Origin of the sequence: Zwartia vadi, from assembly GCF_030410375.1 — a bacterium.
Taxonomy (GTDB): Bacteria; Pseudomonadota; Gammaproteobacteria; order Burkholderiales; family Burkholderiaceae_B; genus Zwartia; species Zwartia vadi.
The window spans coordinates 121566-137987 of the sequence record NZ_JAUHHE010000005.1 but is presented as its reverse complement, the minus strand read 5'-3'; the positions used below and the strand labels follow the sequence as shown (position 1 = coordinate 137987).

The 16422-nt window shown below is 53.9% G+C and carries 15 protein-coding genes; 7 read left to right on the top strand and 8 right to left on the bottom strand.

All coding sequences use genetic code 11. The features are described 5' to 3' along the window. Window positions 1–91 precede the first annotated feature (91 nt). Complete coding sequence (locus QWY27_RS06000) at window positions 92–976, top strand: alpha/beta fold hydrolase (RefSeq protein WP_290195714.1); 885 nt, start codon at window positions 92–94, stop codon at window positions 974–976. Window positions 977–990: 14 nt separating this feature from the next. Further along, window positions 991–1653, top strand: a complete 663-nt coding sequence (locus QWY27_RS05995; RefSeq protein ID WP_290195711.1) for an RraA family protein — start codon at window positions 991–993, stop codon at window positions 1651–1653. A gap of 67 nt (window positions 1654–1720) precedes the next feature. On the opposite strand, the gene QWY27_RS05990 is transcribed toward QWY27_RS05995, so the two are convergent. Beyond that, entirely contained in the window at window positions 1721–2443 is a 723-nt protein-coding gene (locus QWY27_RS05990; protein ID WP_290195709.1) for an SDR family NAD(P)-dependent oxidoreductase, read from the bottom strand. A 1-nt stretch (window position 2444) separates the two neighbouring features. Next, window positions 2445–3437 carry a Bug family tripartite tricarboxylate transporter substrate binding protein gene (locus QWY27_RS05985; protein ID WP_290195708.1) on the bottom strand — a complete coding sequence of 331 codons (993 nt, stop codon included), beginning with the start codon at window positions 3435–3437 and terminating at the stop codon, window positions 2445–2447. 158 nt (window positions 3438–3595) lie between these two features. Here QWY27_RS05985 and QWY27_RS05980 point away from each other — a divergent pair, with 158 nt between their 5' ends. Genes QWY27_RS05980 through QWY27_RS05960 form a run of 5 tightly spaced genes read left to right on the top strand, consistent with a single transcriptional unit; the run spans window position 3596 to window position 9772 of the window. Further along, window positions 3596–5191: an AMP-binding protein gene (locus QWY27_RS05980; protein WP_290195706.1), complete on the top strand. Its 1596-nt coding sequence runs from the start codon at window positions 3596–3598 to the stop codon at window positions 5189–5191. Next, the gene (locus QWY27_RS05975; RefSeq protein WP_290195704.1) at window positions 5188–5949 is read left to right on the top strand and encodes a GntR family transcriptional regulator; all 762 of its coding nucleotides are present in this window, start codon (window positions 5188–5190) and stop codon (window positions 5947–5949) included. The genes QWY27_RS05980 and QWY27_RS05975 overlap by 4 nt, the downstream gene beginning before the upstream one ends. Further along, window positions 5936–7108 (top strand): acyl-CoA dehydrogenase family protein, encoded by a 1173-nt coding sequence (locus QWY27_RS05970; RefSeq protein WP_290195702.1) that lies wholly within the window; start codon window positions 5936–5938, stop codon window positions 7106–7108. The genes QWY27_RS05975 and QWY27_RS05970 overlap by 14 nt, the downstream gene beginning before the upstream one ends. Window positions 7109–7112: 4 nt before the next feature. Continuing rightward, window positions 7113–8675: an acetolactate synthase large subunit gene (locus QWY27_RS05965; RefSeq protein WP_290195700.1), complete on the top strand. Its 1563-nt coding sequence runs from the start codon at window positions 7113–7115 to the stop codon at window positions 8673–8675. Between the two features lie 38 nt (window positions 8676–8713). Next, window positions 8714–9772, top strand: coding sequence for an alcohol dehydrogenase (locus QWY27_RS05960; protein WP_290195698.1), 1059 nt, complete (start codon window positions 8714–8716; stop codon window positions 9770–9772). A gap of 15 nt (window positions 9773–9787) precedes the next feature. Here QWY27_RS05960 and recO read toward each other — a convergent pair whose 3' ends face one another. The 6 genes from recO to QWY27_RS05930 all read right to left on the bottom strand — a co-directional run bounded on the left by recO (window position 9788) and on the right by QWY27_RS05930 (window position 16368). After that, on the bottom strand, window positions 9788–10396 hold the full coding sequence (gene recO, locus QWY27_RS05955; RefSeq protein ID WP_290195696.1) for a DNA repair protein RecO: 609 nt from the start codon (window positions 10394–10396) through the stop codon (window positions 9788–9790). Continuing rightward, complete coding sequence (era, locus tag QWY27_RS05950) at window positions 10389–11315, bottom strand: GTPase Era (protein WP_290195694.1); 927 nt, start codon at window positions 11313–11315, stop codon at window positions 10389–10391. Before era ends, recO begins: the two co-directional genes overlap by 8 nt. Beyond that, the gene (rnc, locus tag QWY27_RS05945; RefSeq protein ID WP_290195692.1) at window positions 11312–12070 is read right to left on the bottom strand and encodes a ribonuclease III; all 759 of its coding nucleotides are present in this window, start codon (window positions 12068–12070) and stop codon (window positions 11312–11314) included. Before rnc ends, era begins: the two co-directional genes overlap by 4 nt. 41 nt (window positions 12071–12111) lie before the next feature. Then, window positions 12112–12999 carry a signal peptidase I gene (gene lepB / locus QWY27_RS05940; protein ID WP_290195674.1) on the bottom strand — a complete coding sequence of 296 codons (888 nt, stop codon included), beginning with the start codon at window positions 12997–12999 and terminating at the stop codon, window positions 12112–12114. 21 nt (window positions 13000–13020) lie between these two features. Next, window positions 13021–14814 carry a translation elongation factor 4 gene (gene lepA, locus QWY27_RS05935; protein ID WP_290195673.1) on the bottom strand — a complete coding sequence of 598 codons (1794 nt, stop codon included), beginning with the start codon at window positions 14812–14814 and terminating at the stop codon, window positions 13021–13023. A gap of 87 nt (window positions 14815–14901) precedes the next feature. Then, complete coding sequence (locus tag QWY27_RS05930; protein WP_435433451.1) at window positions 14902–16368, bottom strand: Do family serine endopeptidase; 1467 nt, start codon at window positions 16366–16368, stop codon at window positions 14902–14904. Between the last annotated feature and the right edge of the window lie 54 nt (window positions 16369–16422).

The window sequence follows — 16422 nt, the reverse complement described above, 5'->3', positions numbered from 1 at the left end:
CCCCGCAAACGCAAAGCAGGTTTAGGCACTCAAGATCACTTGACGTTGTTGTTACCGCGTGCAAAGCTGTTTTACTTCTTAGGAGAAACTTATGTTGACCGTTAAAACCGACGATGGTGTGGATTTAGTTTATGAAACCCATGGTTCTGGTACCCCAATCGTATTTGTCCATGAATTTGCAGGACACAAAGAAAGCTGGGAACCTCAGGTCCGTCACTTTTCGCGTCAATATCAAGTAATTACTTACAACGCTCGCGGCTATCCTCCCTCTTCTGTGCCACCTGACGTGTCATCCTACTCACAAAATCGTGCCGTTGCCGATATTATTGCTGTGATGGACCATTTGAAAATAGACAAGGCGCACATTGTCGGTTTGTCGATGGGCGGCTTTGCCACGCTACATTTTGGTTTGCAGCATCCGGATCGAGCCTTGTCCCTGTGCGTGGCGGGTTGCGGCTACGGAGCCGAACTTGATCAACAAGAGCAGTTTAAAAAAGAAGCCGAAGCCAGCGCAGAAATGCTTTTGACTCAAGGTATGAAAGCCTTTGTTGACAAGTATGCCCACGGTCCAACGCGCTTGTCTTTCGAACGCGCCGATCCACATGGCTTTGCAGAGTTTAAACAGCAATTCTATGGGCACTCCGCACTTGGCTCTGCAAACACGCAACTCGGTGTACAACGCGAGCGTCCTTCTCTCTACAACTTAAAAGACAAGCTTGCCAAGCTGACTGTGCCAACCCTGATTTTGAATGGCGATGAGGATTGGCCTTGCCTCAAACCAGGCCTGATGCTCAAAGAAACCATTCCCTCTGCAGCGCTAGCTATTTTGCCAAACTGCGGCCATACGATGAATATCGAAATGCCAAACGAGTTCAATCACATCCTAGGAAATTTTTTATCGCACGCGGCAAGCGGTCGCTGGCCCATGCGTGACCCCCGCGCCATGGTCGCTTCGATCACGGGCATTAAGGATTAAATCTGGAAAACACGATGACCGATATAGCCAACATTCTGCGTGATCTAGAGGCGCTCGACACGAACACGGTGTCTGACGCGCTGGACTTCATGGGGCTGCCAGGCGCGACCTTTGGTTTGAGGCCCTTATGGGACTGCCCGAAAATCGTTGGACGCGCCGCAACGATTTTGCTTGGCCCCAAACAAGGTACCGCACCAACGGTCCACTTGATTACACCTGTGATCACAAGTATTACCACCGATGACAAAATACTTGTCATCGCGGGAGGACCGGAGGGTATTTCTTGTTGGGGCGATATTTTGGCCAACGCATCCAAGATGAAAGGCATTCGAGGCTCAGTCATTGATGGTGTCAGTCGGGATATCGAAGGTAGCGAATCGATTGGTTATCCTGTTTATGGTCGGGGTGTGACGATGATCAGCGCGCGCAACCGCATCGTTCAAATCGACTCGGGTAATCCTGTGCAAATGGCTGGTGTGACTGTGCGGGAAAATGACTATGTCATCGCAGATCGCTGCGGAACTGTTTTTATCCCTGCTGAAAAAATCGAAGAAGTCATCGCCTTGGGGCAGCGCATCGCCGCACGTCAGGACGGGATGGTGCAAGCCGTGCGTGCAGGGCAATCAGTGGAAGAAGTCATGCACGACAAAAAGTTTGAAGCTATTCGACATAGCTAGTCTGCCAAACCTCCACATGGCCTGTCTGCCGAACCGCCTTAAGGTCTGAGCCTTAAGGCGGGTTTGATTATGCTGTGAGACCGATGGTCATACCGCCGCATACATACAACAACTGTCCGGTCAAAAAGCCAGCTTTGCGATCGAGAAACATTCGGACCACATGCGCGATTTCCTCGGGCTCGCCAAAGCGACCCACAGGAATAGATGCTGCGATCTTTTTGGTTTGAGGTAAATCCGGCGGATTACTCGCCAAAAATAATTCAGTCGCAATGGGACCTGGCGCAATCGCGTTGACAGTAATACCGTCGGCCGCGGTTTCCAGCGCCCACGTGCGGGTCATCCCAGCCAAGCCTGCTTTGGTCCCGCCGTAAACCGTACGGCCAGCCTTTCCAAGTGCGGCACGGCTACCGATATTGACGATGCGACCAAATTGATTAGCGCGCATCGCAGGTAGGACAGCTTGCGTCATGATCAAGGGCGCAATCATGTTGAGTGACATCATGTCCTCGATCTGTTCGAGTGTGATGTCCTCGATCTTGCCGACATGAATCATCCCCGCATTATTGACGAGGTTCAGGATATCTTTTTTTGCGGCCCAGTCAAAGGCAGCTTCGCGGGCGCGTTTTGGATCACCCAAGTCGACGGATTCGAATATCTCGCCGGGCAACAACTGTGCAGGTGCAGTGCGACTGAAGTTGATGACCTCATAGCCATCTTCGATCAGAGACTGCACCACAGCGCGGCCGATTCCCCGGCTACCGCCGGTTACGAGTGCTGTGGTGCCTGTCATCTTATTGTGCCTTGATGTCACGTTCTTTGATCAGCTTGCCCCACTTGGCTCGCTCCGCAGCTTCGAACTTCGCAAGATCTGCACCAAACAAGTTGCCTGGCACAGCAGCCAAACGCTCATAAGCCTTGATGACCTGCTCGGACTTCAAGCCAACGCGCGCTGCCTCGATCAGTTTGTCCATCACAGGCTGTGGCGTGCCCTTGGGTGCATAAATCGCAAACCAAGCTGTCACATCGAAGCCCTTGACACCACCTTCAGAAAAGCTTGGCAGATTTGGCATCATTGGGGTGCGTTCAAGCGAGGTCACTGCAATCCCGCGAACGCGCGAGCCGTCCTTGATTTGCGCAATCGATCCCGACAAGTTGTCAAACAGCAGATCAATCTGACCACCGATCAGCGCAGGCATCGAGGCCGACACGCCTTTGAAGGGAACATGCAACAACTCGACACCCGCCATTGCTTCAAAATACGCGCCGGTCAAATGTGGCGAAGATCCAATACCAGGTGTGCCATAGCTCAGTTTTTTGTCCTTGGGCGCAGCACGTGCAGCGACCAGAACATCACTGAGAGTTTTCCAGGGTGAGTTGGAGGACACCACGAGGACGTTCGGCGTGGTGGACACAAGCGCGATCGGCACCAAGTCAGTCGCAGGATCAAATTGCATCTGGCTGTACAAGAACTGGTTGATCGCTTGCGTGCCAATCGTACCAAGGCCGATCGTGTAACCGTCGGGCTTACTACGTGCGACCTGCGTCAAGCCAACGTTACCCGCGGCACCCGGCTTGTTTTCAACAATTACTGGCTGCTTGAGCGTGGTCTCCATAGCCTGTGCAATCGAGCGGCCGAACGTGTCCGCAGCACCCGCAGTTGGGTAAGGCACAATCAGGGTGACTGGACGCGTCGGAAAGTTTTGAGCCTGGGCAACGCCAAAGGTGGCGGCACCCAAGGTCAAAGCGGCCGCAATGGCGCGAATAACAAAACGGGTAGACTTCATAAGGACTTGCTCCTATTGATATACGCCTTCGATGAGGCATTTTTCAAGTATGAAAATTTCAATTAAAAGTACGTAAATTAGTACTATAGTAAGTGTTTTACTCATCAACTATAGCAGCTCAATGCTGATCACAGCACAAAGTCCACTTGAGGCATCCAATGTATTTTTCTGAACGCATAGCCGCACTGGCCAAGAGCCACGGCCAACATCCCGCACTCATCGATCAGGATGTTCCAACCAGCTTTGCACAACTCCACGCGCAATCGCTCCAGCTAGCCGGCAACCTTGCAAAACTTGGCATTGGTTCGAATGACCGAGTCGCGGTCTGGCTGCCTAATTGTCTCGCTTGGCTGCAGGCCTTTTTAGCGTGTGCGCATTTGGGTGCGACGGTTTTGGCGGTCAATACGCGCTTTCGCAGCCAGGAAGTCGCGGACATTGTGGGTCGAGGTAAAGCAGACTGGCTCATCATGTGGCCAGACTTTAAAGGGATCGCCTTTGCGGATATTCTGGCGGACGTCCCACAGGAAGTATTGTCCAGATTACGCGCCATCATCACCCTCGGCGATACACAAGGCGCAGCAACCCGGGCGATTGCAGCACGCAGCGCTACCGTGATTGGCTATCAGACCCTGCTCGAGACTCCCTGCACGCCCCCTCCTGCCTTTGGCAATGCGGGCGTACTCTGCTTTACCACCTCAGGGACCACTTCCCTGCCAAAGTTTGTCCTGCATGATCAAGCCACCCTGATCAAACATGGTGAAGTGATGCAACAAGCCTATGGCTATAACGCAAACAGCCGTATCCTTGCCAGTGCCCCGTTTTGCGGCGCCTTTGGTTTTGCAACCTTAACCGGCGGTCTCGTGACGGGATGTACGACAGTGAGCGAGCCCGTATCGGATACGCAAAGCACCTTGGCTCAAATCCGCAAACACCGCGTCACACATACTTATGCTAATAACGAATCGATTTTGAAACTATTCGAGTCCGCCCAGTCACCTGCGGATTTTGAGAGCTGCGAGCTATTTGGCTTTGCAAGCTTTTCGCCTGCCATCAATAGTTTGCTCGAACAAGCCGAGCGCAATCATGTTGAATTGACCGGACTCTATGGCTCAAGTGAATTACAAGCGCTTGTCGCCGCGCAACCCACAAAAGCCAGCGATGGTGATCTCAGTGTTCGCTATCTCTCTGGGGGACGTTTGATTCATCCCGAGGCACGTGTCAGGACCTCCGATCCAGAAACCGGCATGACTCTTAAACAAGGCGAATCCGGCGAAATCGAAATTTACAGTCCGAGTCGCATGGTGGGTTACCTCGATCAACCAGAGGCCACAGCCAAAGCGATCACTGCGGACGGCTATTTCAAAACTGGTGATTTGGGCTATGCCATCAGTGATCGGCAATTTGTGTTTCAAACCCGAATGGGCGATTCCATGCGGCTCTCCGGTTTTTTAGTTAATCCAGCCGAGATCGAGCAAGCAGTCGAAAAACTCCAGGGTGTTAAAGCCTGCCAGGTCGTAGGTGGCACGCTCGGGACCAAAATCTTGCCAGTGGCCTTTGTCATATTGCAAGAAGGCGCCAAGGCCGATCCAGAAGGCTGGACGCAAGCATGCAAGCGCCTGATGGCGGGCTATAAAGTGCCTGTTCGCTTCGAAGTTGTCAGTGTCTTTCCCTCAGTTGAAAGCGCCAATGCGGTCAAAATTCAAAAGAATAAACTGCGTGATATGGCGGATGCTTTGTTGGCCGCACATTCATGAAACCGGCCTCCGGCCTCCTCTATGCGAGAAGTCCACAGCCCTTGTATTTACAAGTGGCCGCGATCGTGCGGCGCAATATCGAGCGCGGGGTCTGGCCACGCGGGCATCAAGTCCCGGCGCTCGAAACACTGGTTGATACGCTTGGCGTATCACGTGCCACCATCAGACAAGCTTTGGGGCTGCTAGAGCGCGAGGGACTGATTCATCGTTCAAGAGGATCGGGCACCTTCGTCAATAAAAGCATACCTGAAACGCATAAGCTCGCTCTCCCCAAAACCTGGGCCGATACCGTCGCGCTGTCCCAGGAACTTGGTACCACGACCTTAATGGAGTCAAACGCAGACGTCCCGCTCCCGCTACTCGGGATGGAGTGTCCTTACGATACAAGCGGGCGTTTTCAATATTTACGTCGCATCCACACCACGGCCTCTGGTCCTTTTTGCTATACGGAAATGTACCTTGAGCGTGAAATTTACCGGCAGCATCCAGCCCGATACCGGCACTCCACTGTCGCACCGATTCTTGATGCGTTGCATGGCGACAAACTCACCCATGCCCGGCAGCTGCTCACTATTATCGAGGCCGGCGCCGACTCGGCCGAGGCGCTGCAGCTTCCGCTCTCTGCTCCGGTCGCCGAGCTACGTCGCTTTGCCTGCATCGGTGAAAAAGTGATTTATTTTGCGCGTCTTGAAATTCCGACACGCTACGTACAAATGAAATTTGACCTTTTAGGAAATATTGAGAATGTTCAATCCTGATTCGCTGAAACTACCTTTTTTCGACGACAGCCATCGCGCACTCTATGCGCAGGTCAGGGAATGGTCCGCTCAGACACTGACGAATCGCGTGCATGCAGGCAGCGTTGATGCGCACTGCGTCCGGCTCACTCAACAAATGGGCGATGCCGGATGGTTGCGCTTCTGTGTCCCCGCTGAATACGGCGGTGCGCTCAAAGATCTGGACTCGCGCAGTCTGTGTTTAATGCGCCAGGCACTCGGTTACTACGATGGACTGGCTGACTTTGCGTTTGTGATGCAGGGTTTGGGAAGCGGTCCGATTTCTCTCTTTGGCTCGGAAGCACTCAAGCAAAAATACCTGCCGCATGTCGCCTCCGGAAAGATGCTAGCTGCATTCGCCTTATCTGAGCCTGATGCCGGATCCGATGTCGCCGCCATGCGCACTCGTGCAACCCGCAGCAAAGATGGTTACAGACTCAATGGTGTCAAAACATGGATTTCAAACGCGGACATTGCTGATTTTTATACTGTCTTTGCACGCGTGGAAAACGATGAGGCAGAGGGCGTTACAGCGTTTGTCGTCGATGCCAAGACACCGGGTTTGAAAGTAACGGAGCGCTTTGATGTGTGCGCCCCTCATCCTATCGGCACGCTGACGTTTACAGACTGTGATATTCCTGCCAGCCAGCGTATTGGAGAACCCGGGAAAGGCTTCAAAGTCGCCATGCAAAACCTCGACGTGTTCCGCGCCTCTGTCGGTGCGGCGGCGTTGGGATTTGCTGAAGCGGCACTCGACATGGGGATCGAGCGTGCCACCTCGCGTCCCATGTTTGGCGCCACGCTTGCAGACCTGCAAATCACGCAAGCCGCGATCGGCGATATGAGTACTGAAATCGATGCAGCGACTTTACTCATCTATCGCGCCGCATGGGAACGCGATGTGCTCAAACAACGCACAACGAAATCCGCAGCCATGGCCAAGATGTTTGCGACCGAATCCGCACAGCGCATCATCGATCGCTGTGTTCAACTTCATGGCGGACTAGGCGTCAAGGTCGGTCATCCAATGGAAATGTTGTATCGTGAGATCAGAGCATTGCGCATTTACGAAGGTGCAACCGAAGTGCAACAGGTTGTGATCGCGCGCGAAACAATGAAAAATAAAACTGGAGGGTTATAAAAAAATGAACGGTTCAGAAGCGATGGTTAACACCCTGCTCGCAGGGGAGGTCAATGTATGTTTTGCCAATCCAGGCACCTCGGAGATGCATTTTGTCTCAGCGCTGGATCGCGCCCCCGGTATGCGATGCGTGTTGGGTTTATTCGAGGGCGTCGCAACTGGCGCGGCAGATGGCTACTACCGGATGGCGGAAAAACCTGCCGCCACGCTCTTGCACTTGGGGCCGGGTTTGGGCAATGCGCTGGCAAATATCCATAACGCCAAACGTGCCTACTCCGGCATGGTCAACATTGTTGGCCAGCACGCCTGGGATCACATTCACAATAATGCCCCGCTGAACTCTGATGTCGAGGCGGTGGCGCGCCCCATGTCCAACTGGGTCAAGACCACCATGTCTGCCACCGCGGCACCTCTGGACACCGCAGAGGCGATCTCTCAGGCGCGTAGTACGCCCGGTCGTATCGCCACGCTGGTGCTGCCCGCTAATTGTGCCTGGGAACACTCAGATCCCGGTCACTACTCGACTGCGCCCGCGCAAACCGCTGCCGCACCACTCAAAGAAACCATCGAAGCGCTGGCACGCCTCTTGTCAGACCGTCAAACGGCTGCCGCCACCACGCTCTTGCTGGGTGGTCGCGCCTTGCGCGCGCGGGAAGCCACCCTGGCTGGCAAAATCGCAGCGCATACAGGATGCAAACTGGCCTCCGAGCCACGTAATCCACGTATGGAGCGCGGCCGGGGCCGCGTCAATATCACGCCCCTGCCCTTCCCGGTCGATGGCGCAGTCGCCATGCTGAAAGACACCAAGCACTTGGTTTTGGTGGGAAGTGCGCCTCCTGTGGCGTTTTTTGCTTATCCCAACAAGCCTCGCATGATTAAGCAGCCTGATTGTGAGGTGCATACACTTGCTACGTTGACACACGACATTGAAGCCAGTTTGCAAGCACTCGTCGATGCGCTGGGTGCGCAAAATACTGCGCCAGCGCAGCTCAGCACTGGACCAATCATCACAGACCTGCCAACCGGCGCTCCCGTCGCTGAACACATTGGCACCGTGATTGCCGCACTCCTTCCTGAAAATGCCATCATGGTCGACGAAGCTGTCACGACGGGTCGTCAATTCGCAAAGGTGACACCGCAGGCAGCGCCGCATGACTGTATCGATATTACCGGCGGTGCAATTGGCTGGGGCATGTCAGCCGCTGTGGGTGCCGCTGTCGCCTGCCCGGAACGCAAGGTCTTTGCCTTTTTGGGTGATGGCAGCGCGATGTATACCGTTCAAGGCCTGTGGTCGATGGCACGCGAAAACCTTGATGTGACCGTCGTCATTTTCGCAAATCGTTCCTACAAAATCCTGCGCGGTGAACTCGCCAACATGGGAGGTCCGGAAGCGGGTGACAACGCTCGCCGCATGCTCGATCTGGATCAGCCTTTCCTGGACTGGGTCTCGATCGCGCGCGGTCACGGTGTCCCCGGCGTGCAAGTCACGACCCTTGAAGGGTTTGCCGAGGCCATGCGGATTGCCGCCAAGGAAAAAGGCCCCCGCCTGATCGAACTGGTGATGTAAACCGAGAACAACCCTCTAGGCACCTCAGGAGCCCACACATGAAATGCTATTGCGTCATGAATTTCAAAGAACCGCTTGGTTTGATGGAAATACCAACTCCTGCTCCAACGGGCACACAAGTGTTGGTCGAGGTGCGGGCGGCCGGTGTCTGTCACAGCGATATCCACTTTTGGGAAGGCAGCTACGACCTTGGCAATGGCCGCAGCTTGTTGCTAAAAGATCGCGGCATCAAGTTGCCAATGACAATGGGACATGAAACTGCCGGGACTGTTGTAGCAATGGGACCTGAGGCGACAGGCATTGAGAAAGGACGCAACTATCTGGTTTATCCCTGGATTGGTTGCCGCCAATGCCCTGCCTGTCTGGAGGGGCTGGAAAACCACTGCTCGAGCCCGCAATATCTGGGGCTGCAGCGCCCCGGGGGCTATGCAGATCACCTACTAGTCCCCCATCCGCGCTATCTCATCGATATTGGCGATATGGATCCTGCCCTCATCGCTCCCTACGCATGCTCGGGGCTGACAACGTATAGTGCCCTCAACAAAGTCGGTGCCAATGTCTTTCAGAAACACCCCGTCGTCATTATGGGTGCAGGAGGTCTCGGACTGATGTGTCTGGCGCTGGTCAAAGCCTTGAAAGGTGTCGGTGCGATCGTGGTGGACATCGATCCCGCAAAACGACAAGCCGCGCTCGAAGCAGGCGCGCTGGCAGTTGTGGATGGTGCGGCACCGGATGCCGCGCAACAAATCATTCAGGCCAATGGCGGCAAAATGGTTCAAGCGATGATTGATCTTGTTGGCGCCCCATCCACGACCTCTTTGGGATTCGATATTTTGATCAAAGGTGGCAAGCTCGTCATCGTGGGTCTGTTCGGTGGTGGTGCTTCATGGCCGATTGCATTTATACCGATGAAGGCCTTGCAGATCATCGGCAGCTATACCGGCTCGCTCGATGAGCTCAGAGAGCTGCTTGACCTGATCAAAGAAAATAAAATCACACCCATCCCTGTTCATACACACCCGCTGGCAGATGCAGACAAAGTGTTGACTGCATTGCGCGAAGGTAAAGTCACAGGCCGAGCAGTGTTGACGGCATAGCCTGTCAGCAGTCCCTCAGCTCGCTGACTTGGCTGGCTGAAAACGCTGCAGGGCAACCAAGACTTGGCGGGTGGTCAGCGGACGGCCCGCCAAATGCTCGGACAAACGCTCCCGCAATAATGCCCGCAAGGACGGCTCACTCTGCGCATCATCAAAATCAGGCTCTTCGGCATCCAGCCCATAGCCAGTTTCTTTGAGCAAAATCCACTCGAAACGTCTCAAGGCTCCTGCAGCGGGTTGACCAGCCGCTAACCGTTGCAAAGCAATCACATAGGCATCGAACAAGCCCGGGTGGGGATCCTCGCGCGGCAACAAACGAAATAACAATTCGTTCATATACCAACAGGACATCATGGCGGATCCTGGCAAAGCATGGACACCCGCACACTCAGCGCGCGTCATGGTTTTGATTTCACCTGAGCCTGTCCATGACAGCAAAAGCGGCTGAAAAACGGATAAAGCAGGTCGCAATACGGAGTGCGGCCGTTTAGCGCCTTTAGCGACCATGCTGACCCAGCCATGATCTCTTGAAAAGGCTTGAACAATCAGAGAGGTTTCTCTCCAGGCTGTGGCATGCAACACATAGCCTGGCGTTTCAAGGACACGAAGAACGCGTCTACTCATATCCCAAGTCGCGAAGGCTGCTTTCTTTTTCAGCCCAACCCTTGCGCACCTTGATATAGACCTCAAGGTGGACAGGTTTATCCATGAGCTTTGCCATATCCTGGCGCGCCTCGGATGCAATCCGTTTCATGTGCCCACCCCCTGCGCCCAATAAAATCGGCCGATGGCTGTCACGTTCAACGATCACACAGGCGTTGATATGCGCACCTTTAGCGGTTTCTTCCCATTGCTCAATGACAACCGTACAACCGTAGGGCAACTCGTCACCGACCAGGCGAAAGATTTTCTCGCGAATCAACTCTGCTGCAATAAAACGCATCGGCCGGTCAGTCAGTGTGTCGGCATCAAAAAATGGTTCGTTTTCCGGTAAACGCTTGGCAACTTCGTCGAGCAACTGATCAAGCTGATGGCGCTTAGTCGAGCTGACTGGCACTACCGCGTCGAACTTGAACTGAGCGGCGATCTTTGCGACAAAGGGATAGAGTTCATCACGATTTTTAAGCTGATCGATTTTACTGATCACAAGAATCGTACGCTCCGGATGATGCAACAAAGATAAAAGCTTTTCATCGCCGGGTGACCACTTGCCTGCTTCGACCACAAACAACACCACGTCCACGTCCGCAAGGGTCTGTGTGACCACGCGGTTCATCATTTTGTTCATCGCGCCGCCATGGCGTGTCTGAAAGCCTGGCGTGTCGACAAAGACAAACTGCTCATGCTCGCGCGTGAGGACGCCTTGGATACGATGACGTGTAGTTTGCGCTTTGCGCGAGACGATTGAAATCTTGCTGCCAATCAGCGCATTTGTCAGTGTCGATTTACCGACATTCGGACGTCCCACGACTGCGATAAAACCGCAACGGTAAGGGGTATCTTTGGCCGTACTGGAATGATTTGTGTCTGTATGTTCTGTCATTTAAGTTCCTGAGCGACCGCAACCGGCAGCGTGAGTTGTGCCGTTTTGCGCGCCCGGGTAGAACGCTTTTTAACTGGGGTGGGACTCGCAGTCTCGGCAGCCTCGAGTGCGAGCTTGGCAGCCGACTGCTCGGCAGCGCGACGGCTCGACCCTGGCGCAGTGACCTTGATCTCTAGCGAGGGGATCGCACACTCGACTTCGAATTGCTGGCTGTGCGCCGCACCATGCGTGGCAACGACACTGTATAAGGGCAAGGCGAGTTTGCGACTCTGGAGAAACTCTTGCAACAGAGTTTTGGCATCCTTGCCAAGAGTCAAGGGATCGACGCTTGCCAAAATCGGCTTGTACAAACGTTCAATCAACTCTTGGGCTGCAACAAAACCGCCATCGAGATAGACAGCGGCTAATATGGCCTCGAACGTATCCGCCAAGATGGAAGGACGCCTGAAGCCACCACTTTTGAGTTCGCCTTCGCCCAGCCTGAGAAACTTTGACAGATCGAGCTTTTGCGCGATGTCGGCCAGCGAAGCCTGTTTAACCAGATTGGCGCGAACGCGAGACAAGTCTCCTTCGTCGAGCGTGCCGTAGTGATTAAAAAGCAAAGCGGCCACCGCCATGTTCAACACCGAGTCACCCAGAAACTCCAGACGCTCGTTGTGACGCGCGCCATGGCTGCGATGCGTCAGAGCCTGCTCAAGCAGAGCAGGTTTGACGAACTTATATCCTAGCGAAGTCTCAAGGGCGGCCAAAGGCATGAAGCGGGTAACATCAAACGGGTGACAAGGATCTGAGTGATTTAATGGAAAGGACCGATTCGACCTAGGTTCCCAAAATTCATCCAGATAAAGAAAGCTTTACCAACGATATTCGCCTCGGGCACAAAACCCCAAAATCTACTGTCCAGGCTGTTATCGCGATTGTCACCCATCATAAAGTAAACACCCGCCGGCACGGTGCAGCGCATGCCATTTCTAAGATATTCACACTTTTCACGATGCGGAAAGCTCGAAGTCGGCCCTAAATCCTGCCATCTTCGCTCATCTAGCAATATCTGGTGAGGCTTCTCTCCGAGATACTCCGTGAACTGTGCTGTATATGCCACACGATCCGGCTCAAAATACTCGCCATCCCGCTTGCGTGGAACCTCTTTGCCGTTGATATAGAGACGTTTATCGAGATAAGCAACCTCATCGCCAGGCAGACCAATCACTCGCTTGATGTAATCGACTGAAGGATCAACAGGATAGCGAAACACCATGACGTCACCACGCGCAGGCTCGCCGATTGGAATCACCTTCTCGTTGAGCACAGGCAAACGCAAGCCATAAGAAAACTTGTTCACCAAAATCAGATCACCGGATTGAAGCGTAGGCAACATCGAACCCGAAGGAATGCGAAACGGTTCGACAATGAAAGAACGCAGCACGAAAACAAACAAGATGACTGGAAAAAAACTTGCGCCATACTCCACCCACCAGGGTTGCTTACCGAGCTCGGCGCGGATCTGCTCTTCTCTGCTGCGCTTTTCATCGTCTGGCAGCGCGGCCCAACTGGGTCGAGCCAACTCGATCGCCTGCATCATCCGCGCATGACGTTTTTGCCTGAGGGCAAACTTGTCCAGGGCCCAGATCACGCCAGTCACCACTAGAGCGATAAAAAGAATCAGTGCAAAGTTCCAGCTCATCAATTCAACCTTGCGAAAAAATTATTTGTCATCAACTTGCAAAATCGCAAGGAAAGCTTCCTGGGGAATTTCGACGCTACCGACTTGTTTCATGCGCTTTTTACCGGCCTTCTGCTTTTCAAGCAGTTTTTTCTTGCGGCTGATGTCACCGCCGTAGCACTTGGCGAGCACGTTTTTACGCAGCGCCTTGACGTTTTCACGCGCAATGATTTCGGCTCCGATCGCGGCCTGAATGGCCACATCGTACATCTGACGTGGGATCAACTCGCGCATGCGTGAAACCACCTCGCGCGCTCGATAGCGTGCATTGGAGCGATGACAAATTGTCGACAACGCGTCAACCTTGTCACTGTTGATCAACAAATCAACCTTGACCACATCGGCTGCCCGATACTCTTTAAACTCGTAATCCATCGAGGCATAACCACGCGAGACAGATTTGAGCTTGTCAAAGAAGTCGAGCACGATCTCGGCAAGCGGGATTTCATAATGCAGATGCACCTGACGGCCGTGGTAGGTCATATCGAGCTGCACGCCACGCTTGTTGTTACACAAGGTCATCACCGTGCCCACATATTCTTGAGGCATGAACAATGTCACGGTCACGATCGGCTCGCGCACCTCGAGATACTTGCCAACCTCGGGCATTCTTGAAGGACTTTCAATATGGATGACCGAGTTATCACGCAACACCACCTCGTACACCACGGACGGTGCCGTCGTGATGATGTCCATATCGAACTCGCGTTCGAGTCGCTCCTGGACAATTTCCATATGCAGGAGTCCAAGAAAGCCGCAACGGAAACCAAACCCGAGGGCTTGCGAGACTTCGGGCTCGTACATCAGCGCGGAGTCATTAAGCTTGAGTTTTTCAAGCGAGTCACGCAACTGATCGTATTCGCTGCTTTCGACCGGATAGAGTCCGGCAAACACCTGTGGCTTCACCTCTTTGAACCCTGGCAGCGGCGCGTCTGCGGGTTTGGCCAGCAGGGTAATCGTGTCACCCACCTTGGCATCCGCAAGCTCCTTGATACCCGCGATGACGAAACCCACTTCACCAGCAGAAAGAAATTTGCGCGGCTCTGACTTTGGGGTAAAAACACCAACCTGCTCGCACAAATGCACGGCGCCCGTTGCCATGAAAGAAATTTTATCTTTGGGCTTGAGCACGCCATTTTTAACGCGAATCAGCATGACAACGCCAACATAGTTGTCAAACCAAGAATCGATAATCAATGCCTGCAAAGGCGCGTCAGGATCACCCTGCGGTGCAGGAATGCGCGCCACAACAGCCTCGAGAATGTCATCAATCCCCATGCCTGTCTTGGCGCTGGCCAGAATAGCGTCAGTGGCATCAATGCCAATGACCTCTTCGACCTCGGCACGCGCGCTATCTGGATCGGCCTGTGGCAAATCCATTTTGTTCAAAACGGGAACAACCTCGACACCGAGCTCAATGGCGGTATAACAATTGGCCACCGTTTGAGCCTCCACACCTTGCGAGGCATCCACAACGAGCAAAGCACCCTCGCAGGCTGACAAGGACCGACTCACCTCGTAAGAGAAGTCGACGTGCCCAGGGGTATCAATCAAATTCAGGTTGTAAATCTTGCCATCCTGCGCTTTGTAATGCAGCGCAGCAGTCTGGGCCTTGATGGTGATGCCGCGCTCACGCTCGATATCCATGGAGTCGAGCACCTGGGCGGACATTTCACGATCCGCCAAGCCTCCGCAACGCTGGATCAGTCGATCCGCTAATGTGGATTTGCCATGGTCGATGTGGGCAATGATGGAGAAATTGCGAATATGCTGCATAACACCTGAAAAGTAAGCGAGCTAGCAAGCAAAAGGGGCGCCCTGCGCCCCTTTTGCGGCAAACCCCTATTCTAGCCGTTCTTGCACTTATTTGGCGGGTGTCACTGCAACCCAACGGGTTTGATCACCCGTACGCACCATCAGACCGACTGGACGGGACTTGTCCAGACCCGAGATGAGCTTGGCGAACTGCTCAGGGCTCGTGACATCGCTATCATTGACAGCCAGGATAATGTCACCCTCAGCGATTCCCGCAGTCGAGGCAGGTGCCTCAACCGAGGTGACCTGCACACCACCCTTTATACGCAGCTTTTTCTGAGCGTCCGCACTCACTGGCACAACCGACATACCCAGCACGACTGTTTGTGCCTCGGCGGGTTTTTCCTTAGGAGCAGGCGCCTCAGCTGTTTTCTCTGGTTTGAGTTCGGCCACTGTGACCCTCAGCTTGACAGTCTTGCCTTTGCGCCAGACTTCAACAGGCGCAACAGCACCCGGTTTGGTTTGACCAACCAGTCGTGGCAAATCAGACATGCGGGAGATCGTTTTGCCGTCAAACTTCAAAATGACATCACCGGGCATAATGCCACCTTTTTCAGCTGGACCGTCTGGCTCCACGCCACTGACCAGTGCACCCTCTGCCTTGGGCAAACCAATGGCCTGCGCCACATCCTTGCTGACCTCGGCGATCTGTACACCGATACGTCCACGCGTGACTCGACCAGAGGACTTGAGCTGATCTACGACCTGCATGGCTTCTTCAATCGGGATCGCCAAAGAGATACCCATGAATCCACCGCTTCGGGACACAATCTGTGCATTAATACCAACAACCTGACCGTCGAGATTCAGTAACGGACCACCGGAGTTTCCGGGGTTGACCGCGACATCCGTCTGGATGAAAGGCAGGTAGTCACCTGTTTCACGACCAAGCGCACTGATGATGCCGGAGGTCACCGTTGACTCCAGACCAAAGGGGGAGCCGATTGCCAGGACCCATTGACCTTTCTTTAAATTCTTGGCGTTACCAATTGGCAGGGTAGCCATATCCTTGGCATCGATTTTGAGCAACGCCACATCGGTGCGCTGATCACTCCCGATCACAGTCGCCTTGAATTCGCGCCCATCTGTCAAGGTGACAAAAATATCTGTCGCACCCGCGATGACGTGATGATTTGTCAACAAATGACCATCGGCCGAGATAAAGAAGCCCGATCCCACACCTCGAGGAACGGAACGCTCTTCTGGTTCAGCACGTCGGCCACGCTGGCCTTGCTGAGGACCTTGACGTCCGCCTGGTGGCACAAAGTCAGGGCCGAAAAAATGTCTGAACAACTCGTAAGGATCCTGTCCGGGCACACCACCTGAACCACCCCCCGAGCCTCCACGCGAGGAGACCTTTGCAGTGGTGCGAATATTGACCACAGCGGGTTCAGCTTTTTCAACAATCGCTGTAAAGTCTGGCAAACCCGTGCCGCGTGCTTGAACAGGCGCAAGCTGCAAGCTGCCCAGAACCAAGGCCATGGCCATCATTAAAGTTGTCATCATGCGACGCATGCGATCAACAGGCTGATACAGATATGAATGAGACTGATCTTGCATCATGAACTC